General features: G+C 69.1%; 23 protein-coding genes. 10 read left to right on the top strand and 13 right to left on the bottom strand.

Features of this window, described 5'->3' with window-relative positions; genetic code table 11:
* Positions 1-9: 9 nt before the first annotated feature.
* Complete coding sequence (gene hsaA / locus ACIHAX_RS01440; RefSeq protein WP_355076804.1) at positions 10-1,173, bottom strand: 3-hydroxy-9,10-secoandrosta-1,3,5(10)-triene-9,17-dione monooxygenase oxygenase subunit; 1,164 nt, start codon at positions 1,171-1,173, stop codon at positions 10-12.
* A gap of 198 nt (positions 1,174-1,371) precedes the next feature.
* Here hsaA and ACIHAX_RS01435 point away from each other — a divergent pair, with 198 nt between their 5' ends.
* The 3 genes from ACIHAX_RS01435 (at position 1,372) to ACIHAX_RS01425 (ending at position 3,888) form a co-directional block, all read left to right on the top strand.
* A complete protein-coding gene (locus ACIHAX_RS01435; protein ID WP_356963597.1) occupies positions 1,372-2,568 on the top strand; it encodes a Rieske 2Fe-2S domain-containing protein in 1,197 nt (398 codons plus the stop codon).
* On the top strand, positions 2,568-2,900 hold the full coding sequence (locus tag ACIHAX_RS01430; RefSeq protein ID WP_355076806.1) for a hypothetical protein: 333 nt from the start codon (positions 2,568-2,570) through the stop codon (positions 2,898-2,900). Before ACIHAX_RS01435 ends, ACIHAX_RS01430 begins: the two co-directional genes overlap by 1 nt.
* 169 nt (positions 2,901-3,069) lie before the next feature.
* Positions 3,070-3,888, top strand: a complete 819-nt coding sequence (locus ACIHAX_RS01425; protein WP_397275194.1) for an MBL fold metallo-hydrolase — start codon at positions 3,070-3,072, stop codon at positions 3,886-3,888.
* A gap of 6 nt (positions 3,889-3,894) precedes the next feature.
* Here the strand turns inward: ACIHAX_RS01425 and ACIHAX_RS01420 are convergent, their stop codons facing one another.
* Positions 3,895-4,305, bottom strand: a complete 411-nt coding sequence (locus ACIHAX_RS01420; RefSeq protein ID WP_355076809.1) for a cupin domain-containing protein — start codon at positions 4,303-4,305, stop codon at positions 3,895-3,897.
* A 7-nt stretch (positions 4,306-4,312) separates the two neighbouring features.
* Positions 4,313-5,386 (bottom strand): saccharopine dehydrogenase NADP-binding domain-containing protein, encoded by a 1,074-nt coding sequence (locus ACIHAX_RS01415; protein WP_397275192.1) that lies wholly within the window; start codon positions 5,384-5,386, stop codon positions 4,313-4,315.
* Positions 5,387-5,482: 96 nt separating this feature from the next.
* Here ACIHAX_RS01415 and ACIHAX_RS01410 point away from each other — a divergent pair, with 96 nt between their 5' ends.
* Positions 5,483-6,400 (top strand): AraC family transcriptional regulator, encoded by a 918-nt coding sequence (locus ACIHAX_RS01410; RefSeq protein ID WP_397275190.1) that lies wholly within the window; start codon positions 5,483-5,485, stop codon positions 6,398-6,400.
* 134 nt (positions 6,401-6,534) lie between these two features.
* On the opposite strand, the gene ACIHAX_RS01405 is transcribed toward ACIHAX_RS01410, so the two are convergent.
* From ACIHAX_RS01405 to ACIHAX_RS01390, 4 genes are all read right to left on the bottom strand, one after another.
* On the bottom strand, positions 6,535-7,287 hold the full coding sequence (locus ACIHAX_RS01405; protein ID WP_355076813.1) for a DUF427 domain-containing protein: 753 nt from the start codon (positions 7,285-7,287) through the stop codon (positions 6,535-6,537).
* A gap of 93 nt (positions 7,288-7,380) precedes the next feature.
* Entirely contained in the window at positions 7,381-8,622 is a 1,242-nt protein-coding gene (locus tag ACIHAX_RS01400) for an MFS transporter (RefSeq protein ID WP_397275188.1), read from the bottom strand.
* The gene (locus ACIHAX_RS01395) at positions 8,619-9,092 is read right to left on the bottom strand and encodes a MarR family transcriptional regulator (protein WP_355076815.1); all 474 of its coding nucleotides are present in this window, start codon (positions 9,090-9,092) and stop codon (positions 8,619-8,621) included. Before ACIHAX_RS01395 ends, ACIHAX_RS01400 begins: the two co-directional genes overlap by 4 nt.
* Before the next feature lie 113 nt (positions 9,093-9,205).
* Positions 9,206-9,694, bottom strand: a complete 489-nt coding sequence (locus ACIHAX_RS01390; protein ID WP_355076817.1) for a cupin domain-containing protein — start codon at positions 9,692-9,694, stop codon at positions 9,206-9,208.
* A gap of 77 nt (positions 9,695-9,771) precedes the next feature.
* Here ACIHAX_RS01390 and ACIHAX_RS01385 point away from each other — a divergent pair, with 77 nt between their 5' ends.
* Complete coding sequence (locus ACIHAX_RS01385; RefSeq protein ID WP_397275185.1) at positions 9,772-10,350, top strand: TetR/AcrR family transcriptional regulator; 579 nt, start codon at positions 9,772-9,774, stop codon at positions 10,348-10,350.
* Between the two features lie 25 nt (positions 10,351-10,375).
* Here ACIHAX_RS01385 and ACIHAX_RS01380 read toward each other — a convergent pair whose 3' ends face one another.
* The 6 genes from ACIHAX_RS01380 to ACIHAX_RS01355 form a co-directional block, all read right to left on the bottom strand.
* Positions 10,376-11,773, bottom strand: coding sequence for an FAD-binding oxidoreductase (locus ACIHAX_RS01380; protein WP_355076821.1), 1,398 nt, complete (start codon positions 11,771-11,773; stop codon positions 10,376-10,378).
* A 215-nt stretch (positions 11,774-11,988) separates the two neighbouring features.
* The gene (locus tag ACIHAX_RS01375) at positions 11,989-13,041 is read right to left on the bottom strand and encodes an acyl-CoA dehydrogenase family protein (protein ID WP_397275182.1); all 1,053 of its coding nucleotides are present in this window, start codon (positions 13,039-13,041) and stop codon (positions 11,989-11,991) included.
* Positions 13,038-14,054: an acyl-CoA dehydrogenase family protein gene (locus ACIHAX_RS01370; RefSeq protein WP_397275180.1), complete on the bottom strand. Its 1,017-nt coding sequence runs from the start codon at positions 14,052-14,054 to the stop codon at positions 13,038-13,040. Before ACIHAX_RS01370 ends, ACIHAX_RS01375 begins: the two co-directional genes overlap by 4 nt.
* Complete coding sequence (locus ACIHAX_RS01365) at positions 14,051-15,193, bottom strand: acyl-CoA dehydrogenase family protein (RefSeq protein ID WP_364425169.1); 1,143 nt, start codon at positions 15,191-15,193, stop codon at positions 14,051-14,053. The genes ACIHAX_RS01370 and ACIHAX_RS01365 overlap by 4 nt, the downstream gene beginning before the upstream one ends.
* Complete coding sequence (locus tag ACIHAX_RS01360) at positions 15,193-16,098, bottom strand: enoyl-CoA hydratase (RefSeq protein ID WP_355076828.1); 906 nt, start codon at positions 16,096-16,098, stop codon at positions 15,193-15,195. The genes ACIHAX_RS01365 and ACIHAX_RS01360 overlap by 1 nt, the downstream gene beginning before the upstream one ends.
* A complete protein-coding gene (locus tag ACIHAX_RS01355) occupies positions 16,098-17,645 on the bottom strand; it encodes a FadD3 family acyl-CoA ligase (protein WP_397275177.1) in 1,548 nt (515 codons plus the stop codon). The genes ACIHAX_RS01360 and ACIHAX_RS01355 overlap by 1 nt, the downstream gene beginning before the upstream one ends.
* A 75-nt stretch (positions 17,646-17,720) precedes the next feature.
* Here ACIHAX_RS01355 and ACIHAX_RS01350 point away from each other — a divergent pair, with 75 nt between their 5' ends.
* From ACIHAX_RS01350 to ACIHAX_RS01330, 5 genes are all read left to right on the top strand, one after another.
* Positions 17,721-18,938, top strand: a complete 1,218-nt coding sequence (locus ACIHAX_RS01350) for an acyl-CoA dehydrogenase family protein (RefSeq protein ID WP_397275175.1) — start codon at positions 17,721-17,723, stop codon at positions 18,936-18,938.
* Entirely contained in the window at positions 18,935-19,732 is a 798-nt protein-coding gene (locus tag ACIHAX_RS01345; protein ID WP_355076832.1) for an SDR family oxidoreductase, read from the top strand. The genes ACIHAX_RS01350 and ACIHAX_RS01345 overlap by 4 nt, the downstream gene beginning before the upstream one ends.
* Positions 19,733-19,931: 199 nt before the next feature.
* The gene (locus tag ACIHAX_RS01340) at positions 19,932-20,705 is read left to right on the top strand and encodes a hypothetical protein (protein WP_355076833.1); all 774 of its coding nucleotides are present in this window, start codon (positions 19,932-19,934) and stop codon (positions 20,703-20,705) included.
* A gap of 45 nt (positions 20,706-20,750) precedes the next feature.
* Positions 20,751-21,359, top strand: coding sequence for a TetR/AcrR family transcriptional regulator (locus ACIHAX_RS01335; RefSeq protein ID WP_397275172.1), 609 nt, complete (start codon positions 20,751-20,753; stop codon positions 21,357-21,359).
* A gap of 10 nt (positions 21,360-21,369) precedes the next feature.
* Positions 21,370-22,563, top strand: coding sequence for an acetyl-CoA C-acetyltransferase (locus tag ACIHAX_RS01330; RefSeq protein ID WP_397074318.1), 1,194 nt, complete (start codon positions 21,370-21,372; stop codon positions 22,561-22,563).
* The last annotated feature ends 25 nt before the right edge of the window (positions 22,564-22,588 follow it).

Genomic DNA, 22,588 nt, shown 5'->3' with positions numbered 1-22,588 from the left:
GTCGTCCTCCTAGACCATGCCGTCGGTGACGGGCAGGCCGAACTCGTGCGTGCCGTACATCAGGTAGGCGCGCTCGGGATCGTTGGCCGCGTGCACCCGGCCCGCGTGCGCGTCACGCCAGAAGCGTTGCAGCGGTGTGCCGTTGGCCAGTGCGGTGGCGCCGGAGCTCTCGAACAGCTTGTCGATCGCGGCGATCGAGCGGCCGGTGGCGCGCACCTGGTCGCGCCGCGCCCGCACGCGCAGGTCGAACGGGATCTCCTTGCCCGCCGCCAGCAGTGCGTACTCGTCGGCGACGTTGCCCGACAGCTGCCGCCACGCGGCGTCGATGTCGCTGGCGGCCTCCGCGATGCGCACCTTGGCGAACGGGTCCTCCTTGGCCTTCTCGCCCGCGTAGGCCGCGCGCACCCGCTTGCCCTGGTGCTCGACGTGCGCCGCGTAGGCGCCGTAGGCCATGCCGACGATCGGGGTGGAGATGGTGGTGGGATGGATTGTGCCCCAAGGCATCTTGTAGACAGGATCGGTATTCTGCTCCAGACCGGGCGATTTCAGTTCGCTCATGGCACGGAAGCTGAGGAACCGGTGTGAGGGCACGAAGACGTCCTTCACCACGACGGTGTTGGAGCCGGTGCCGCGCAGGCCGACCACGTTCCACACGTCGTCGATGCGGTAGTCGTCGCGCGGGATGAGGAAGCTGCCGAAGTCCACCGGCTTGCCGTCCTTGATCACCGGGCCGCCGAGCACCGCCCAGGTGGCGTGATCGCAGCCGGACGACCAGGCCCACGCGCCGTTGACGAGGTAGCCGCCGTCGACGACCGTGCCCGCGCCCATGGGCGCGTAGGAGGAGGAGATCCGCACTTCGGTGTCCTCGCCCCAGACGTCCTCCTGCGCCTGCTGCGCGAACAGCGCGAGGTGCCAGTTGTGCACGCCGACAATGCCGGCCACCCAGCCGGTGGAGCCGCACGCGCCGGCGATCTTGCGCACGGTGTCGTAGAAGACCACCGGATCGGCGGCGTGACCGCCCCACTGCTTGGGCTGGAGCAACCGGAAGAAGCCGGTCTCCTGCAACGCCTTCATGCTTTCGTCGGGGATGCGCCGCAGGTCCTCGGCCTCCTGTGCGCGTTCGCGCAACGTCGGCAACAGCGCTTCGACCCGTTCGGTCACTTCTTGCGTCATCTCGGGACCTGCTCCTGCCTGGTCGGTTGATGTCCGGAATCTCATTTGCCTCTGAGACTAGAACACGTTCCTATTTATGTCGAGAACCGGTGTTCACCCTCGCGCGGACATGCGCTCATGCAGGAAGTGAGGTGAATCGCTGGCGTCGAGGACGCCAGTTTTGTAACGTGTTCTAGTACAGATGGAGGAGGAAACGCGATGGCAGTTACCCCACAGGGCGGCGCGAAGGTCCGGGAGCTGGATGTCGGCACCGCACCGACCCGCTATGCGCGGGGATGGCATTGCCTGGGTCTGGCCAAGACGTTCCGCGACGGCAAGCCGCACGCGGTGAACGTTTTCGGCACCAAGCTCGTCGTCTGGGCCGACAGCAGTGGTGAACTGCGGGTGCTCGACGCCTACTGCAGGCACATGGGCGGCGACCTGAGCATGGGTGAGGTCAAGGGCGACGACATCGCCTGTCCGTTCCACGACTGGCGCTGGTCGGGGACCAACGGCAAGTGCACCGCGATTCCGTACGCGCGGCGGGTGCCGCCGCTGGCGCGCACCAGGAAGTGGACCACGCTGGAGCGCAACGGCCAGCTGTTCGTCTGGCACGACCACGAGGGCAGCCAGCCGCCGCCCGAGGTCACGATCCCGCACATCAAGGGCCCCTACACCGACGCCGACGGCAACCCCAGCGAGCAACTCGACAGCGGGTGGACCGACTGGACCTGGAATTCGATGCTGATCGAGGGCGCCAACTGCCGCGAGATCATCGACAACGTGGTCGACATGGCCCACTTCTTCTACATCCATTTCGCCTTCCCGACGTACTTCAAGAACGTCTTCGAGGGTCACATCGCCACCCAGTTCCTGGAGACCAAGGGCAGGCCGGACATCGGCATGGCCTCCAAATACGGCGGTGACACGCTGCTGAAGTCCGAGGCCTCGTACTTCGGGCCCTCGTACATGATCAACCCGCTGATCAACATCTACAGCGGTTACGAGGTCAAAAGCGTCCTGATCAACTGCCACTACCCGGTCACGCAGGACTCCTTCGTCCTGCAATGGGGCATCACGCTGGAGAAGCCCAAGGGCGTCGAGGGCGAGATGGCGACCAAGCTGGCCGAGAAGATGACCGAGGGCATCAGCGTCGGCTTCCTGCAGGACGTCGAGATCTGGAAGCACAAGTCCAAGGTCGAGAACCCGCTGCTGTGCGAGGAGGACGGGCCGGTCTACCAGCTGCGTCGCTGGTACGACCAGTTCTACGTCGACCTGGCCGACGTCACCGAGAAGATGACCCAGCGCTTCGAGTTCGAGGTCGACACCACCAAGGCGAACGAGGCGTGGGAAGCCGAGGTCGCCGAGAACCTGCGGCGCAAGCGCGAGTCCGAGGAAGCCGAGGCGAGCGTCTGATGGCGGCCACCTGGGCGAAGGCACCCGATTTCGCCGATCAGCCCGCTCGGCGAGCCGAAGTGCGCGCCCAGACGGTGGTCGACAAGCAGCGGTATCTGGAGGACGGCCTGACACCCCTGCGGTGCCGGGCCTGCCAAAGTCATGTGCTGGTGCGCAAGAGCAGCAACCACCAGACGTCGGTGCAGTGGACCGGCAACCCGGCCGAGCACTGCCCGGTTTTCGCCGCACTGAGCGCGACCGGTCACGGGCCGGGTCGCCCGGACTCGTGTCCGGATCTCGAGCGCACCATCGCCTGGGCCGTGGACGAGGGCGTGCTCGAAATTCCTGAGTGATCAGGCTGTTCGGGATCGGCGGGCGGCGATCGATTCGCCCGCCGATTACCGTGGCGGTGACCGCGCTGTCGCGGCCGAGTCGTGCTCCGACTACGTTGACGGGAACAAAAGAGACCTTCGTGCCGAAACGGATCAGTCCGATTCGGCGCCGCAGGAGGGAGTTTCCGCGATGCTGGTGCGGCATCTGGACTGCGCGACCATGTGCCCGGTCGGCGGACGAGCGCTGCTCGGCAGCGGTGGCCTGCTGACCGGCGGGCTGGTCGGCCATTGCCTGCTCGTCGAGTCCGATGACGGGCTGGTGCTGGTGGACACGGGCTTCGGCATGGGCGACGTGCTCGACCGGGGCAGGCTCGGTTTCGGTACCTCGCGGTTGCTGCGTCCCCGGTTGCGCCCCGAACTCACCGCGCTGCACCAGATCCGGGGGTTGGGCTATCGGCGCGAGGACGTCCGGCACATCGTGCTCACCCATCTCGATCTCGATCACGCGGGCGGGCTGTCCGACTTCCCCGACGCCACTGTGCACGTCTTCGCCGACGAACTCGACGCGGCGACCCAGCGCCCCACCCCCGGGGAGAAGATGCGGTATCAGCCGCGCCAGTGGGAACACGGCCCCCGCTGGCTGGCCCACGAGACCGGCGCGGACACCTGGTTCGGCTTCACCGCCGTCCCGGTGCTCGAGGACATCATGCTGATCCCGCTGGTCGGCCACACGCGCGGGCACAGCGGCGTCGCGGTCCGGCAGAGCGACGGATGGTTGCTGCACTGCGGCGACGCCTATTTCCACCACCGGCAGCTGGCGGCGGGGAAGGCGCGTCCCCCGGTCGGCCTCGGCGTGTTCGAGGTGTTCGCGAGCACGCTCGGACGAGAGCGGGTGGAGAACCTGGAACGGCTGCGCACGCTGCACGCCGACCACGGCGAGCGGGTGCGAATGTTCTGCGCGCACGATCCGCACGAGCTCGAACGATTCGCCGCCGTGCCGGTGCGCTGAGCCGGGTCAGTCCAGCCGGAAATCCGCGAAGTCGAATCCCGGCGCGACGATGCAGCTGACCAGCACGTATTCCGCAGTCGCCGGCCGCGCCGACTGGCTGACCCCGCCCGGCACCACCGCTTGGAGCGCCTGACCGTGCTCCAGGTCGGGGCCGAGGATCACCTCCTCGCCGCCGATCTCCAGCGCCAGCGGTCCGCCACGGTGCCAGAGCCACAGCTCGTCGGAGCGCACCGTGTGCGGGGCGGACCGCTCGCCCGGCAGCAGCAGGAAATGGATCGCGGTGGCGGCGGCGCGCGGGCCCGGATAACCCTCCGGTGTGAATTCCACCGGGCTGCGCCAGGTTTGGCGGTACCAGCCGCCTTCGGGATGCGGCGCGAGATCGAGGGCGACAGCGAGCGGCGGTCGATTGTCGGTCATCGTTCGACTATGCCCGATCCTTCGCCGACGCTCGGCTTCCCTCGATACGCCAGGTGATACCGAAAGGCGCCAGCGTGTCCAGGAAATCGGCGGGGTCGAACGCCTCCGCCGGCGCGAGGGCGCCGGGCGCCGCGGCTCCGCCGGCCAAGCGGACCGCCGACTCCACCGCCATCAACGCCGAATCGCGGTAGGAGTCGACGCCGCTGAGCACGCCGCGGACCTGCCGCCCGTCCGCGCCGAACGCGTCGACGACGAGGTCGTAGCGCAGGTCCGCGCCGGGCGCGTCGGGCAGCGTGTCGATCAGTTCGGCGGTGAACCCGCTGAGTGTGTCGAGGATCGAGGTGGCGAGGACGCCCTCGACGTAGGAGACGTCCGAGTGCCGCGGGATGGTCAGGACCGGGGGCTGCGGGAATTTGGCGACGGTGGTCGGCTCGGTGTCACCGGGGAAGGTCATCTTCTCGCGGCGCGCCGTCGCGCCGGTGCGCAGTTCGCCGTCGGCGTAGTGCCAGCCGCCGCCGCGGAACCAATCCAAACTGGCGAGCACCGTCTTCGCGCTGCCTTTGGAACCATTGCCGCCGCTCTTGCTCAGATGGCTCAACACCACCTCGGCCGGCCCGGGCGCCCGGCGCGTGATGAGGTGTGCCAGCAGGTCGCCGGGGAGGTTGCTGTCGGTGACGCCGGAGACCACGGTGACGCCGGCCGCCGCCGCGCGCGGTCCGAACTCGTCGAGCACGCGCTTCAGGAAAAGCTGCTCGCCGGACATGTCGGTGTAGTGCGCACCCCCGTCGATCGCGGCGGCCAGCACAGCCGAGCCGTGCTCGACATAGGCGGGCAAGCTGCTGATCACCACATCCGCTCCGGTGAACGCGGTGACCAGAGCCGTGTGGTCGGACAGGCCGGCTACCCGGATGTCGGCTGCGGGCAGGTCCGCGGCATCGGCAGCGGCTCGGACGCGATCGGCATCGCGGCCCACCAGGATCGGGGCGAGGCCGCGGCGGCGCAGTTCGGCGAGCAGGTAGCCGCCGGTGTGTCCGGTCGCGCCGTAGACGGCGATGGTGGCGGTGGTTTCGGTCGATGTCATGAACAGAAAGCTATTGGTTTCTCGTGAGCCGGACAATGCGTAGAGCGCTCGATAATTTGTCCGAAACACTCAACTGCAGAGTGCTACGGTGAATGGGTGGATATTCTCAGCGAGACCATCGCGGCCATCCGCACCGGCAGTCCCACCTCCGGCCTGTTCATCCGGCACGCTCCGTGGGGTCGGCGGTACCCGGTAGTGCCGGGCGCGGGTTTCCACGTGGTCTTGCAGGGCTCTTGCTGGGTGGTGCCGCCGGACGGCGAACCCATTGCACTCGGCGTGGGGGACGTGCTGTTCATGCCGCGCGGGGCCGACCACGACTTGGTGGACAGTCTGGACACCCCGGTCACGGAGACCGCGCAGCCCGGTGAGCCACGGGAGATCGTAGGGCCGGGCGTGCGGACCGCCTTGCTGTGCGGCGCTTATGAACTCGGCCGCAGCCGCACCCATCCGATCCTCGACGAGTTGCCCGAGTTCATCCATCTGCCCGCGCGTCCGGGGCGACATCCCGCGCTGCGCGGCGCGGTCGACCTGCTGGCCGCGGAGATCGCCGAGCCCCGTCCGGGCAGCGACGCGGCCGTGCCCGCGATCCTCGAGACGTTGCTGCTGTTCATCCTGCGCGCCTGGTTCGACGAGCAGTCCGACCTGTGTTCCTCGGGCTGGGCGGGCGCCTTCGCCGATTCCGCGGTCGTGGCGGCGCTGCGGGCGGTGCACGAGGAACCGGCCCGCGCCTGGACCGTCGCCGACCTCGGTGACATCGCGGGCGTCTCTCGCGCCACCCTCGCGCGTCGCTTCCTCGCGACGGTCGGCGAACCGCCCCTGGCTTACGTGACCCGCTGGCGCATGCTGACCGCCGCTCGTCTGCTCCGGGACACCGACAGCAGTCTCGGCGCGGTGGCCCGCCGGGTCGGATACGCCTCGGAGTTCGCCTTCGCGAAGGCCTTCAAACGCGAATACGGCGTGGCGCCGGGCCAATACCGCCGTGCGGCCGACAGGCCGCCATTGGTCGCGGTCTGACCGGGCCGCCGCATATCGCTCGACCGGACCGGCAAGTGCGCGCGGCGCGAGGACTGATCCCTGCCAGCGCCGTATGACGTGATGACCGAGGGGAACGACGCCGAAGGGGCGAGACTCGCGGGCTGTCGCCGAACTCAGCTGAACGGCGAGCGCGGCCTTTCCTGGAGTTCCCCGTCGACGTAGATGTCGACCTTCTCGTTGTAGAAGCAGACCAGCCCGGCGACCTTCTGGCTCTCCGGAAGCGGCGTGCGGTAGCCCCACACATAGTCGGGATACTCGTTGCCGCCGACGCGGACGGTCCAGTAGTCGGCGGTGCCCTTGTACGGGCAGCTGGTGTGGGTGGCCGACGGAAACAGCAGATCCATGCGGACGTCCGTCATCGGCAGGTAGTACCGCGCGGGCAGACCCGTTTCGAAGAGAATGCGCGGCCCGTGCGAGTCGGCCACGGTGACCCCGTCGATCTCCACCCGCACATGCCGGGAGCTGGCCAGGATGTCGACGCGCGAGTACGGGTTGCGCGGGTGGACGTAGATCGGTTCGTCCTCCTCGAACCACTCGTCCATCGCGCCCCACTCCAAGCGAACCAGCTCGCGCAATTCGGTCAGCGGCGAGTCGTGGTAGCGCAGCGCCGCCCCGCCCGCTGTGGTGCCGTCGACCATGAGGTCGTAGACCGTCGCGTCGCCGCGGCTGGTGGAGTGCTGGGTTTGCCCGTTCGGTTCGAGCTTGGCGCGCAGGTCGGTGACGGGCAGATAGTAGGTCGGATAGTGCGGGTTCTCCCAGACCAGCACCGGCCGCGCGCTGTCGGCCACCAAGTGCCCGCCCAGATAGACGCGCACACGCTTCTGGCTGGTCTCGACGCTGACGCGCCCCCGCTTCGCTTCGGTCATATCTCCTGACCGTACTCCTCGCGCCGGCCCGCGCCAGGGTGCGGAAACGGCGAAGGCAGCCACGCTGGCGGCTGCCTTCGGTGCGCGCGGGGATCAGTCGTCGCCGACCGTGATGGCCTGGGCTTCCTCGACGCTGTGCGGTGCGGGATCGTGGTCGTCGAGGTGGGCCAAGGCGGCGCGCCCGGCGAGCAGGACGACGACCGCGGCGGCGGTGCACGCCGCGCCCACCCAGAACGGCAGCGAGATGCTGTGTTCGCCGAGCTTGCCCGCGAGGTAGGGCGCCGCGGCGCCGCCCGCGAAGCGGACGAAGCTGTAGGCCGCCGAGGCGGTGGACCGCTCCACCGGCGCGGAGATCATCACGGCCTCGGTGATCAGCGTGTTGTTCACGCCGAGGAACAGGCCTGCCAGCACGGTGCCGACGATCAGCACCGGCTTGTGCTCGGCGAACACGGCCATCGTCGCCAGGTCGGCGGCGAACAGGCCCAGGGAGAGTCCCATCATCGGCAGCGAACCGAACCGGCGCTGCAACCGGGGAGCGAGGAAGACCGACGCGATCGCCAGCAGTACACCCCAGCCGCAGAAGATGAAGCCGATCGCATAGGTGCCCATATCCAGCGGGAACGGGGTGTAGGCGAGCAGGGTGAAGAAGCCGAAGTTGTACAGCAGGGCGGTGATGCTCACGATCAGCAGCCCCCGGTAGCGCAAGGCGCGGAACGGCGCGGCGATCGAGGTGTGATGCGTCGGCTTGGGCCCTTCCGGCAGCAGGACGACGATGCTCACCAGCGCGATGGCCATCAGCACCGATACGCCGAAGAACGGTCCGCGCCAGCTGATTCCGCCGAGCACGCCGCCGACCAGCGGACCGGTCGCGATGCCGATGCCGAGCGCCGCCTCGTAGAGGATGATCGCGCGGGCAACGCCGCCGCTGGCCGCGCCGACGATGGTGGCCAGCGCCGTGGCGATGAACAGCGCGTTGCCCAGGCCCCAGCCCGCGCGGAAACCGACGATCTGCGCCACCGTATTCGACATACCGGCCAGCGCCGCGAACACGATGATGATCGTCAACCCCGCCAGCAGCGTCTTCTTCGCGCCGAAGCGACTGGACACCACGCCGGTGACCAGCATGGCCACGCCGGTCACCAGCATGTAGCTGCTGAACAGCAGCGACACCTGGGACGGGGACGCGTTCAGTTGCTCGCCGATCGGTTTGAGAATGGGATCGACAAGGCCGATGCCCATGAACGCGATCACGCTCGCGAACGCGACCGCCCAGACGGCTTTCGGTTGCTTGGTGTTGTCCGCGACCGGGGCGCGGGTGGGAGCCAAAGTGCTCATCGGTGTTCCCTCGAGATCGGATCGTGCTGTCGCGTAGCCGTTTTCAGGGCCTCCAGCAGGTCGTGCAGTTCGGTGTCCAGCCGGGCCAGTCGCTCGGTGTCGAAGCCGGGCAGGTGTTCGCCGATCGCGGTGGCGAATGCGCGGCGGAACTCGGCCAGCCGGGTCCGCCCGGCCGGGGTGAGTTCGACGATCACGGCCCGGAAGTCCTCCGGGTCCTTGCGCCGGGTCGCGTAGCCTTCCGCGACCAGCTTGCCGATCAGCGCCGTTGCCGCCGGCTGTGAACATCGGTCGATTCTGGCGAATTCGCTGACGCGCAGCGCGCCGTGTTCGTCGAGCACCGCCAGCGCCCGCAACATGGCCCGCGGCAGGTCGTCGCCGCTGATCACCCCGGCCAGCCGAGTGAGCCTGCCCGCGGTGACGAGAAGGTCGACGACGATGTCATCCGCTACGTTCACCTGAGCTTGCCGCACGGGAAATATTATTACATAGGCTAACTATCTATCTGCGGTGAAGTCGGCCACATGAGGTGGAACCCGACGGGACGGTGGGTTCCGCCGGGTTGCCCAAGACGGCGGTGAGGGAGTCAATCGACCTGTCCGGCAACGGGACTCGCCGATTCTTCGTAGTGGATGTCATATGCCGCCGCGATGGGATTGATCTTCACCGGATCCAGCACGCCCTCGGTCAGCACCGATGCTCCGGCTTCGAAAAGGTCCTCCAGATAGCACTCCCAGCCGCCGGGCGAGGAGATCTGCAGCACTCGTGGCGGCGGCTGCGATCCGCAGCGCAGGGCATGCGGCACGCCGTGTGGCAGCAACACGAACATGCCTTCCGTCGCGGAAAGGGTTCGGTCGTCGAACTCGACGTCGAGCGTTCCTTCGAGCACGTAGACGCATTCGTCCGCGACGTGGTGTGTGTGCCGGGGAATATCGCGCGCGAGGGTCACTTCCAGCAGGGAGAACCTGCCCTCGGTGTCGGCGGTGGTGGCCTTCACCGCGAACGCGGGCGGCAGCGGCACTCGGCCGGGCCGTGCCTCGCCGGGGGTCAGAACGCGGAAACGATTGTGGGACATGAAGTGCTACCCTTCGAAGCGATGAAACGGAACCGGAATCCGATTCCGTTTGAAGCGTAAACACGGAGGGATCGTCAGTGTCAAGGCCACCATCGGCCCGCAAGCAGCGCGCCGACGCCACGCTCAACCGCGCCCGCATCGTGTCCGTGGCGCGCACGCTGTTCGCCGAGCACGGCAGTGCCGTGCCACTGACCGAGATCGCGCGCGCCGCCGGAGTCGGCGTCGGAACCGTCTACCGTCATTTCCCCACCCATGCCGACCTCATCGAGGCCGCGGCCGAGCAGCGCTTCGCCGAGATCGAGGAGTTCGCCCGCACCGAATGCCTGCGCGCCGAGCCCGGCGAGGGGCTCGCACGCTACCTGCTTCATGTCGGCGAGGTGCTGGCGGCCGACCGGGGCTTGTCGGCGGCGATCGAGACGGCGCGGCAGTCGGCGGGCAGCGAGCCGAGGGGCGAATCCCGCGGCAGGCTCGAGGACGTGATCGGCGAGCTCGTCGAGCGGGACCGAGCCGCGGGAACATTGCGCGACGACTGCACGGTGGCGGACGTCTACATGATCGTCGGCGCGTTGTCCGCCACCATCGGCAGCGGCAGCGGTGATTGGCGCAGGCTCGTGCGGATCGTTCTGCACGGCCTGCGCCCCGATGCGGCCCCGTAGACGCTCGGACGAGTGAACTCGGAGGTCAGCCCGGGGCTATGTTGGCGTTGCGGTGGAAGACGTTCCCCGGGTCGTAGTCGGCTTTGATGTGCGCCAGCTTCGCGTATTTCGTGCGTCCGTACGATTCGCGAACCCGGGCATGGTCCGGGTCGGCCATGAAATTGACATACCCGCCCTGGTTGGAAGCCAATGGACGCAGCGCATCCCACGTCGTGCGCACCCATTCCCGGTCCAGCGCGAGCGTCTCGGTGTCGGGAGTGATCGCGGTGATGTTGCACTCGTAATGCGAACGGCGCGTGCCGCCGAATGCCGTGTCGTCCTCACCGACAGTGCTGAACGTGCCGCTGAGCGGGAAGATCGGCATGAACGACAGCGGCGCGGTTTTCCTGGCCGCGTTCGCGATCAGCACCGCGATGGCGTCGTTGGAGAAATCGTCGAGGTCGAGCGCCTTCTCGTAGCCGTACAGGCCCCACGGCGCTGCCGCGTCGAGCATCCGCTGCAATCCGGCATACGGCATCGGGGTGCGGAATTCGAACAGCGGCGGCAGGGCGTTCCGGATCGGCGCCACCGCGGCGGCATGCTCCTCGGCCGTGCCGAAACCGGCGACGATCAGGGCATGGCCCGCGTGACCGTGGTATCGCTCCGGGACGAAAGGCGCGGGCGGCGCCGACATCGCCAGCGCGATCAACGCTCCCGACCGGCGCGGCAGAGTGGGGATGAACTCACGGATCAGGCGGAGTGCGTCGGTGCCGTCCGGCATGTCCCAGAAGAGCAAGCCGAGGTGGATTTCCGGCCCGACGTGATGCAGGCGGTACTCGAATTCGGTGACCACTCCGAAATTTCCGCCGCCGCCGCGCAATGCCCAGAACAATTCCGCGTTCTCGGTCTCCGACGCCCGTACCACCTGGCCGTCGGCGAGCACCACCTGCGCCGAGACGAGGTTGTCGATGGCCAGCCCCGCCATGCGGGTCAGCCAGCCCATGCCGCCGCCGAGGGTGAGGCCGCCGACGCCGGTATCGCTGATCACTCCGCCGGTCACCGCCAACCCGTACTTCTGGGTCGCGGCGTCCATGTCCGCCATCGTCGCTCCGCCGCCGACCCGGGCCCGCTCGGCTTCCGGATTCACCACGACGCCCTTGAGGGCGCTCAGGTTGATCATCAGGCCGCCTTCGCCGACCGCGGTCCCACTGTAGGAGTGGCCGCCGCCGCGAACGGATATCTCCAGCCCCCGGTCCCGGCCGAAGGCCAACGCCGCGGCCACGTCACGCGGCGACAGGCACTGGGCGATCACGGCGGGGTGCCGGTCTATGTCCCCGTTCCAGATGGCGCGGGCCCGGTCGTACCCGGTATCCGCTGGGCCGTACACCGGCCCATCCATGGTGGACCGTAATGCTTCGAGATCGGAATGCACTGTTTGCGTCATGGCATCCTCCCGGCTGGTGGGCCCCGACGACTTTTGGGAGGCGAGCCGGCATATCGACTCGCTACGGCACCGATTCCGACCTGCGGTGCCACTCGAAAACGCATCCCCCGGCATGCGCGTGTGGCGCTTGTCACATCTTAGTGCATCGGAACCACGCCGGACAGCCTATCGAGGAAGGGCGCGCCGCCGACCAGGTCGGCGCGCCCTGACCCGGCTCAGGCGGGCTGCGTCATCGGGCGGTGCGCGGCCCCGAACAGCTGCGCGTCCGCGTGGGCGCGCTTGAAGAACAGATGCGCGTCGTGTTCCCAGGTGATCGCGATGCCACCGTGCAACTGGACGGTCTCGGCCGCGATGGCGGTGAGCGCCTCCGAGCAGTGCACGCGGGCGACCCAGACATCCTCGGCGGCCGACGGGCTGTTCGCCGCCACCGCCGCGGTCGCCGCGACGGACACGGACCGGGCCGATTCCAGCAGCACGTACATGTCCGCCATGCGGTGCTTGAGCGCCTGGAAACTGCCGATCACCCGGCCGAACTGCACGCGGGATTTGGCGTAGTCGACCGTCGTCTCCAGGCAGCGGTCGGCGGCGCCGACCTGCTCCGCGGCCACCGCCGCCCACGCGATCTCGCGCAGCCGGGCGACCGTCCCGGACTGGTCACCCGAGCCGAGCCGTCGCGCGTGCGCGTCGGCGAAACCGACTTCGGCCAGTTTGCGGGTGGGGTCCATGGTGGGCGCGGGCCTGCGGGTGACGCCCGGCGCGGTGGGTTCGATCTCGAACAGACCGGTCGGCGTGACGACGACGAAGGTGTCGGCCGACATACCGTCGAGCACGTAGTGCGCGGTCCCGGTGAGGGCGCCGTCCGTCTCGTGCACACCCGGCTCGTCCCAGCCGCGCTCGTCGGCCCAGCAGACCGCGATCGTGCGCGTGCCCTCCGCCACCTCGGGCAGTAGCCGTGCGCACGCTTCGTCGTCGCCCGAAAGCAGCACCGCCTGTCCACCGAGAACGGCCGAGCCGAGCATCGGAACCCCGGCGAGCGTGCGGCCCAATTCGCCTACCACCAGCAGGGATTCGACCAGGCTCGCACCGAAGCCGCCGTATTCCTCGGGAATCGCCAGCGCCGCGACGCCGATCTGCTCGCACAGCAGCCGCCACAGCGCCGGGTCGTAGCCGAGTTCGGTGTCCATCGCGGCGCGCACCGCCGCGGACCCGGCGTGCTTGGTCAGCAGCGCACGCACCGAGGCGAGGAATTCCTGGTGTTCGGCGGTCATGCGATGCCTCGCTCGGCGCGTTCCTGGTCGGTGTCCTCCCGCAGCGCCCGTGCGATCCGGGCGCGATGCAGGTCCGGTGTGCCCCAGGCCGAACGCAGCGCGGTCACCTTGGTCAGCCACAGCGACAGGTCGTACTCGGCGGTGTAACCGATCGCGCCGTGCACCTGGAGCGCGGTGCGGGCCGCGCGGTAGGCGGCGTCGCCGCAGGCGATCACGGCGGCCGAGACGTCGCGACCCCGAGTTGGTCCGGTCATGGTCAGCGCGGCCCGGTAGAGCAGCGGCTCGGCCAGGTCCAGCGCGATGAGCACGTCGGCCAGCTTCTGCTTCACGGCCTGGAACTCGCCGATCGGCTTACCGAATTGCTTGCGCTGCTTGGCATATTCGGTGGACGCGTGCAGCAGGGCCTTTCCCGCGCCGAGCAGCTGGGCCGCGCAGGCCAGCGCGCCGGTGTCGAAACCGGCGGCCACGGCCGCGGCGACCTGCTCACCCTCGGCGACGGGCTCGGCCGCGGCGACCGCGAACAGGCGGCGGGCGGGATCGACCGATCGCACCAGGCCGCCGCGGTGCCCGATGGACAGCTGCTCGCCGGCCAGCAGGACCACCTCGGCGGTGTCGGCGTCCAGCGCGACACCGCTCGCGAAGGCGACGGTGCCCAGCGCCGTGCCCTCCGCGAAGCCGGGCAGCCAGCGCTCAGCCGGATCACGGTCCGGAAGCGCTTGCAGCAGAGCCGGAATCGCGGCGGCGGTCTCCAGCACCGGTCCCGGCACGGCTGCCCGGCCGATCTCCTGGAACGCCACGACCAGATCGATCGGTTCGGCGCCGATGCCGCCGTGCTCCTCCGCCACGGCCAGACCCAGCACACCGGCCTCGGCCAGTTGCCGGATCAACGCGCGACCGGGCCCGCTGTCGCCGGACGCCCACGCGCGCACGGCGGAGGGCGCGCGGCCCGCCTCCAGCAGTTTGCGCAGGCTGGCGGCGAAATCGAGTTGTTCGGGGCTGAGCGCGAATCTCATCGGCTGCTTCCTCTCGGTAGTCCGAGCAGCCGCTCGGCGATGATGTTGCGCTGGATCTCGTTGGTGCCCGCGTAGATCGGTCCCGACAGCGCGAACAGGTATCCGTCCGTCCACGGCCCGGAACGTTCCGCCGCCGGACCGAGCACCTCGAGCGCGGTCTCGTGCATGGCGATGTCCAGCTCGGACCAGAACACCTTCGTGATCGAGGATTCCGCGCCGAGCCTGCCGCCTTCGTTGAGCCGGGTTACCGTGCCGAACGTGTGCAGCCGGTAGGCCTCGCTGCCGATCCAGGCGTCCACCACCGCGTCGCGCTGCGCGGTGTTGCTTTCGTCGCCGGACTCGCGCCACAGATCGATCAGCCGTCGCGCGGTGGCGCTGAACCGCCCGGGGCTGCGCAGCGAGAGGCCGCGTTCGTTGCTGGAGGTGCTCATCGCCACGCGCCAGCCCTCGCCGGGCGCGCCGATGACGTCGCGGTCGGGCACGAACACGTCGTCGAGGAAGATCTCCGCGAAGCCGGGTTCGCCGTCCAGCTGCGGGATCGGGCGCACCGAGACCCCGTCGGCGGTCAGCGGGAACATCACGTAGGTGAGGCCCTTGTGCCGCTCGGCCTCGGGATCGCTGCGGAACAGCCCGAACGCCCAGTCCGCGAAGGCGGCGCGCGAACTCCACGTCTTCTGGCCGCTCAGCAGCCAGCCGCCGTTGGTGCGCCGGGCGGTCGAGCGGATACCGGCCAGGTCGCTGCCCGCTTCGGGCTCCGACCACGCCTGCGCCCAGATGTCGTCGCCGCGCGCCATCCGCGGCATGATCCGTTCCAGCTGTTCCGTGGTGCCGTGTTCGAAAAGCGTTGGCGCCAGCAGGAATATGCCGTTCTGACTGACCCGCCCCGGCGCGCCCGCCGCGTAGTACTCCTGCTCGAACAGCACCCACTCCAGCAGCGAGGCGTCGCGCCCGCCGAACTCCTCCGGCCAGGCCACCACCGAGAGCCGGGCGTCGGCGAGGGTGCGCTCCCACGCGCGGTGCGCCTCGAATCCCGCCTTGGTGTCCATGGAGGGCAGCGGTTTCGCGGGTTTGTTCGCGGCCAGGAATTCGCGGACCTCCCGCTGGAATTCCTGGGTCGTCTGATCGAGATCCAGATCCACTAGGTCGTTCCGTTCTGTTCTGCGGTGCTCGCGGAGGCCTTCATCGTCTTGGCGTTCATGCCGCCCAGCGAGTCGGCGCCGACCTCGGCGTTGTGCGCGTGCGCGAAGTGGTGCAGGCCGAAGACCGAATCCATGCCCGAGCGCATGCCCATCAGGTCCTCGGCCTGATTGACCGCTTTCTTGGTCAGCGCGAGACCGAATTGCGGCATGGTGGCGATCTTCTCGGCCAGCGCGAGGGTTTCGGCCTCCAGTTCGGCGCGCGGCACCACCCGGTTGACCATGCCCCACTCCTTGGCCTGCGCGGCTCCGAACCGGTCGCCGGTGAACAGGAACTCCTTGGCCGCGCGCGGACCCATCACCCACGGATGCGCGAAGTACTCGACGCCCGGAATGCCCATGCGGACGACGGGATCGGAGAAGAACGCGTCGTCGGAGGCGATGATCAGATCGCACACCCAAGCCAGCATGAGCCCGCCCGCGATGCAGGCGCCCTGCACCATGGCGATGGTCGGCTTGGGGATCTCCCGCCAGCGCCTGCACATGCCGAGGTAGACCTCGAGCTCGCGGGCGAAGCGCTGGTCGCCGCCGGCCCGGTCCACATGGTCCCACCACAGCGCGGCCTTGTTCTGGTACCGCACGTGGTGGTCGCGGCCGGGCGTGCCGATGTCGTGCCCGGCGCTGAAGTGTTTGCCGTTGCCCGCGAGCACGATCACTCCGACCTCGGGGTCCTCCACAGCGCGCTCGAACGCGGCGTCGAGGGCGTAGGTCATCACCGAGTTCTGCGCGTTGCGGTAGTCCGGCCGGTTCAGCGTGACGATCGCGACGCGTCCGCGCCGCTCGTAGGTGACGACCTCACCTTCGTCCGGGATCGCCGGACCCTCGTCCGGGGTTGCCGGTTCCGACATTACGACTTCTCCTCACGTAGTTGACGCTTGAGCACTTTCCCGGCGGCGCTGTAGGGCAGCTGGTCGCGGAACTCGACGAACCGCGGCACCTTGAAATTGGCCAGCACGGTGGTGGCGTGGGCGAGCACCTGGTCCTCGGTCAGGCCCGAGCCGGGCTTGCGCACCACGTACGCCTTGCCCACCTCGCCCATCCTGGTGTCGGGCACGCCGATGACCGCCGACTCCGCCACGCCGTCCAGCCGGGCCAGCGCCTGTTCCACTTCGGCGGGGTAGACGTTGAAGCCGCCGGAGATGTACATGTCCTTGAGCCGGTCGGTGATCGTCAGGTATCCGCGGTCGTCGACCGTGCCGATGTCGCCGGTGTGCAGCCAGCCGTCCTCGTCGATCGTCTCCGCGGTGCTTTCCGGGTCGTCCAGGTATCCGAGCATCACGTTCGGCCCGCGCAGCAGGACCTCGCCCGCCTCGCCGAGGCGCAACTCGAAATCCGCGATCGGCCTGCCGCAGGTGTTCGCGATGGTCTCGGCGTCGTCGTCGACGCGGCACATGGTGCCGAAACCCGCGCTCTCGGACAGGCCGTAGGCGGTGATGACGACGTCGAAGGCCAGTTCCGAGCGCATCCGCTCGATCAGCACCACCGGCACCGTCGCCGCTCCGGTGACGGCCACGCGCAGGGAGCTCAAGTCGAATTCGGCGCGGCGCGGGAAATCCAGGATCGTCTGGTAGATCGTCGGCGGGCCGGGCAGCACGGTGATCCGCTCCGCGCCGATCCGCCGCATCGTCTCCGGTACGTCGAAGGTGACCTGCGGGATGATCGTGGCTCCCGTGACCAGGCAGGCGAGGATGCCCGCCTTGTATCCGAAGTTGTGGAAGAACGGGTTCACCACCAGATACCGGTCGTCGCCCCGCAAGGTGGCGCACTCCGCCCAGGCCCGCACCACCGACAGCGCCTGCCGGTGCGCGACCAGCGTGCCCTTGCTGCGGCCGGTGGTGCCGGAGGTGAACAAGATGTCGGAGATGTCGTCGGGGCGGACCGACTCGGCGCGTTCCTCGGCTTCGGCCACGGTGACCGGCGCGGCGACGGTCGCGAGTTCCGACCAGTCCAGCGCGGCGATGTCGGTGTTCTCCGTGCCGGGTTCGACCGGGATCACCACCACCGTGTCGATGGCCAGGTCGGACGTGCGCAGTTCGGCCAAGCGGTCGCGGCCGAGGAAGGGCCCCGCGATGAACAGGGCCTTCGCGTCCACCCGTCCGAGCACGTCGGCGGCCTCCTCGGCCACGTAGCGGGTGTTCAGCGGCACCAGCGCCGCGCCCGCGTAGTGCGCGGCGAGCGCGGCGATCACCCAGTGGTGGGTATTGGGCGCCCACATGGCCACCCGGTCGCCCGTCCGCACCCCGCGTGCGATGAGCGCCCGTGCCACTTCCTGGACCGCCTCGAGCAACTGGGCCCAGTTCAACCGCACCTCGCCGTCGGCGATCGCCGGGGCGTCGCCGAAGGTCCGAGCGGCGTGGTGCAGTGCCATCGGTGTCGTCTGTGCAGGGGTTGTCACGGTTGTCCTTACCGTCCGCGAGCGAGTTATGCGTGCACTCTACAAAGCAAGTGCTTGGTAGGTTATCCTACCGGCGTGGGTGCGATCCAGACCTCAGAATCCGACACCGCCGCTCCGGACGGGCGGTTTTCCGCCGTGCAGGACGAGCGATTCGCCGCCGAAGTGCGCGAGTGGCTGGAGGAGAACCTCAACGGCGAATTCCGCGCGCTGCGCGGCCTCGGCGGTCCCGGCCGCGAACACGAGGCGTTCGACGAACGCCTGGCCTGGGACCGGCACCTGGCCGCGGCCGGGTGGACCTGCCTGGGCTGGCCGAAGGAGTACGGCGGCCGCGAGGCCACGGTGCGCCAGCAGGTCATCTTCCACGAGGAGTACGCCAAGGCGAACGCCCCCGCGCGGGTGTCGCACGTCGGCGAGGAACTGCTCGGCCCGACCTTGCTCGCGTTCGGCACCCAGGCGCAGAAGGACCGCTTCCTGCCCGGCATCCGCAACGTCAGCGAACTGTGGTGCCAGGGTTATTCGGAGCCCGGCGCCGGCTCCGACCTGGCCGCCATCACCACCTCGGCGCACCTGGACGGCGACGAGTGGTCGATCAACGGGCAGAAGATCTGGACGTCGCTGGCTCACGTGGCCGACTGGTGCTTCGTCGTCGCCCGCACCGAGCGCGGGTCCACCAGGCACAAGGGTCTGTCCTACCTGCTGGTCCCGATGCGGCAGCCGGGGATCGACGTGCGTCCGATCATCCAGCTGACCGGGACCTCGGAATTCAACGAGGTCTTCTTCGACAACGCCCGCACCGCGGCCGACCTGGTGGTCGGCGAGCCGGGCGACGGCTGGCGGATCGCCATGGGCACGCTCACCTTCGAGCGCGGCATCTCCACCTTGGGCCAGCAGATCCGGTTCGCCCGCGAACTGGCCGACATCGAGGCTCTGGCCAGCCGCACCGGCGCGGCCGACGACCCGCTGATCGCCGACCGGATCGACCGCGCCTGGGTCGGGTTGCGCGTGCTGCGCGCGCACGCCATGCGCACGATGGAGGGCGCGGGCGTGGACGACGGGGCGGGCCAGGCCTCGGTGGCGAAACTGCTGTGGGCCAACTGGCATCGCGGGCTGGGGGAGCTGGCGATGGCCGTGCTCGGCGCCCGCGGCCTGGTGGCGGGCGAGAACGATCTCAACGAATGGCAGCGGCTGTATCTGTTCACCCGCGCCGACACCATCTACGGAGGTTCGAACGAAGTGCAGCGCAACATCATCGCCGAGCGGGTGCTCGGCCTGCCGCGCGAGGCCCGCCCGTGACCGGGCCGCTGTCGGTCGCCCCCGCGCCCGTTCCTGGGCACGGCCTGCTGACCGGACGTTCGGCCGTGATCACCGCGGCGGCGGGCACCGGCATCGGCTCGGCCACCGCGCGCAGGTTGCTGGCCGAGGGCGCGGACGTGGTGGTCTCCGACTGGCACGAGCGGCGTCTGGCCGAGACCGCGACCGAGCTGGCCGCCGAGTTCCCGGACCGGCGGGTCGCCTCGATCCCGTGCGACGTGCAGAGCACCGAACAGGTGAACGCGCTGATCCGCGGCGCCGCCGAGGCCGTCGGCCGCATCGACATCATGGTCAACAACGCCGGGCTGGGCGGGGAGACGCCCGTGGTCGACATGACCGACGAGCAGTGGGACCGCGTCCTCGACATCACCCTCAACGGCACCTTCCGCTGCACCAGGGCCGCCCTCGGTTACTTCCGCGACGCGGGCCACGGCGGCGTGATCGTGAACAACGCCAGCGTGCTCGGCTGGCGCGCGCAGTACGGCCAGGCGCACTACGCGGCGGCCAAGGCGGGCGTCATGGCGTTGACCAGGTGCAGCGCAATCGAGGCTGCCGAACTCGGCGTCCGGATCAACGCGGTGGCCCCGAGCATCGCCAGGCACGCCTTCCTGGACAAGGTCAGCTCGACCGAGCTGCTCGACCGGCTGTCGGAGCGCGAGGCGTTCGGCCGCGCGGCCGAGCCCTGGGAGGTCGCCGCCACGATCGCGATGCTGGCCAGTGACTACACCACCTACCTGACCGGCGAGGTGGTTTCGATCAGCAGCCAACGCGCCTGAGCCACGGGCTTTTCGGGCTCGTCCGCTCTGCATGGGGCGGACGAGCACACCCCGGCGACCATCGAGCAGCCGTTCGTCCGCCACGCCCGGAGAGATCTTCCACGCCGTATTGCGATCGCCTTCTCGCATCACGGCTGCCGCGTGAAATGGGCAGCTGATCAGGTGGAAAAGGACGAGCCGGAGCGCGGCGCGGTGTGCCATGCTGGATGAGATCGGATCAGCGCTCTTCAAGGGGGCGATGGCTATGGGTCGCGATCGCCCACCTGCCCGCGAACAACTGGAACTCGATGTGGTGCGCGAAGTCGTGCTGGCCAGGCGACGGCTCGACAGCCTCGTCCTCTCGGCCCTCACCCTCGGCGCCGAGCTCATCGAGCACACCTCCGAAAGCGCGGTCGCCACGGCCGCCGCGCGGATTCTCGAGCAGCACGCCGTCGACGAGGGGGAGGTCGCCCGCGATCCGCGCGGCGCGCTGCGGGCCGATCTGGCGCGCGATCGCGAGCGTGCCCGGCGCATCGGCCTCAGCGCCGACAGCACGGAGAGCGAGCAGGAGCAGCGCAGGCAGCGCCAGACGGACTTGCTGTGCGAGGTGCGCGCCGACCTGCTCGCGGTGGTCGCGAAATGCCGGAAATTCCGCTTCGACCAGGTGACCTTCTCGGACGAGATCGCGCAGGGCCTGTGCGCTGCCACCGACAAACTGGTGATCGGGGCCGACATGGACACCTACCACGCCTGGCAGCGCGGCATGGTGCTCAAGCTGAGCGAGGAGCCGGTGCGCGGCGGCCCGCCACGGGTGATGGCCACGGTGGACGCCGGTCCCGATCGCGGTCAGCTCACCGTGGAGTGGGACAGCTGCGAACGTCGTCTCGCGCTCGTCGCCCGGATGGCGCGCGCGGGCGTCTCGCCGGTGATCATCTGCGATCGCCTGCTCGCCGATCTCTCGGTGTCCTCGCCGCTGCGCTATTCGGCCCGTTGAACGGGGCCGCTGTACCAAGCAAATGCTTGGTTGTATGATGGCCGTGTGCCCGCACCAGACGCCTCTAAATCAGCACGGCGCAGCGAGTTGCTCGCCTTGGCGGCCGAATTGTTCGCCGAGCGGGGATTGCGCGCGACCACAGTGCGCGACATCGCCGACGCGGCCGGGATCCTATCGGGGAGCCTCTATCACCACTTCGATTCCAAGGAGTCGATGGTGGACGAGATCCTGCGCGGGTTCTTGGACGAACTGTTCGGCCGCTACCGCGAGATCGTCGCCTCCGGTCTGAGTTCGCGAGACACCTTGGAAGCCTTGGTGCTCGCGTCCTACGAGTCGTTCGACCGCTGGCACGCCGCGGTGGCGATCTACCAGGCCGAGGCGAAGCGGCTGCGCGACTCGGAGCGGTTCAACTACATCGCCGCGTACAACCGCGAATTCCGCGAGCTGTGGCACCGGGTGCTGACCAACGGCGTCCAGGACGGCAGCTTCCGGCCGGAGCTGGATGTCGAACTGGCCTACCGGTTCCTGCGTGACACGGTGTGGGTCGCGGTGCGGTGGTACCGCCCCGGCGGCTCGGTCACCGTCGAGAACCTCGCGAAGCAGTACCTGACCATCGTGCTCGACGGGCTCACCGCCGGCGAGCGCACCACGTAGGAGTCCTTACATGTCAGCACCTTCCGCGTCCCGTCGTCCGTATGCCCCGCTGCGGGACGCCTACGTGATCGATGCGGTACGTACCCCGGTCGGCAAGCGCGGCGGCGCACTGGCGGGCGTGCACCCGGCCGATCTGGGCGCGGCCGCGCTGCGCGGCCTGCTGGACCGCAACCCGATCGACCCGGGGAATGTGGACGACGTCATCGTCGGCTGCGTCGACAACGTCGGCCCCCAGGCGGGCAACATCGGCCGCACCATGTGGCTGGCCGCGGGCTATCCCGAAGAGGTGCCCGGCGTCACGGTGGACCGGCAGTGCGGATCCAGCCAGCAGGCCATCAATTTCGGCGCCCAAGCCATCATGAGCGGCACGGCCGAGGTGATCGTCGCGGGCGGCGTGCAGAACATGAGCGCGATCCCGATCTCCGCGGCCATGTTCGCGGGCAAGGAGTACGGCTTCGACTCGCCGTTCGTCGGATCGCAGGGCTGGGATCACCGCTACGGCACCGCCGAGGTGACCCAGTTCCGGGCGGCCCAGCTGATCGCCGAGAAGTGGGACATCAGCCGGGCGGAAATGGAACGATGGGCGCTGCGCAGCCACGAGCGGGCCCGCGACGCGATCAAGAACGGCCGCTTCGACAACGAGATCGTGCCGGTCGGCGATTTCTGGATCGACCAGGGCCCGCGCGAGACCAGTCTGGAGAAGATGGCTTCGCTGCCCGCGCTGGCCGAGGGCAGCCCGCTGACCGCCGCGGTGGCCAGCCAGATCTCCGACGGCGCCAGCGCCACCCTGCTCGCTTCGGACTGGGCGGTGCGGGAGTACGGCTTGACGCCGCGAGCGCGCATCCACCACGTGAGCGCGCGCGGCGCGGACCCGATCTACATGCTCACCGCGCCGATCCCGGCGACCAAGTGGGCGCTGGAGAAGTCCGGTCTCACCATCGATGACATCGACGTGATCGAGATCAACGAGGCGTTCGCGCCCGTGGTGCTGTCCTGGCTGAAGGAGACCGGCGCGAATCCCGAGAAGGTCAACGTCAACGGCGGCGCCATCGCCCTCGGTCACCCGCTCGGCGCGACCGGCGCGAAGCTTTTCGCGACGCTGCTCAACGAGCTCGAACGGATCGAGGGCCGCTACGGCCTGCTCACCATCTGCGAGGGCGGCGGCACCGCCAACGCCACCATCATCGAGCGCCTGCCGCGCTGATCCGCGCGAGCGAGCGGCACGCCGA

This window comes from Nocardia sp. NPDC051929 (assembly GCF_044548645.1).
Classification (GTDB): Bacteria; Actinomycetota; Actinomycetes; order Mycobacteriales; family Mycobacteriaceae; genus Nocardia; species Nocardia sichangensis.
The sequence above is the reverse complement of the archived record's forward strand: the minus strand, read 5'-3'. Positions and strand labels throughout refer to the sequence as shown.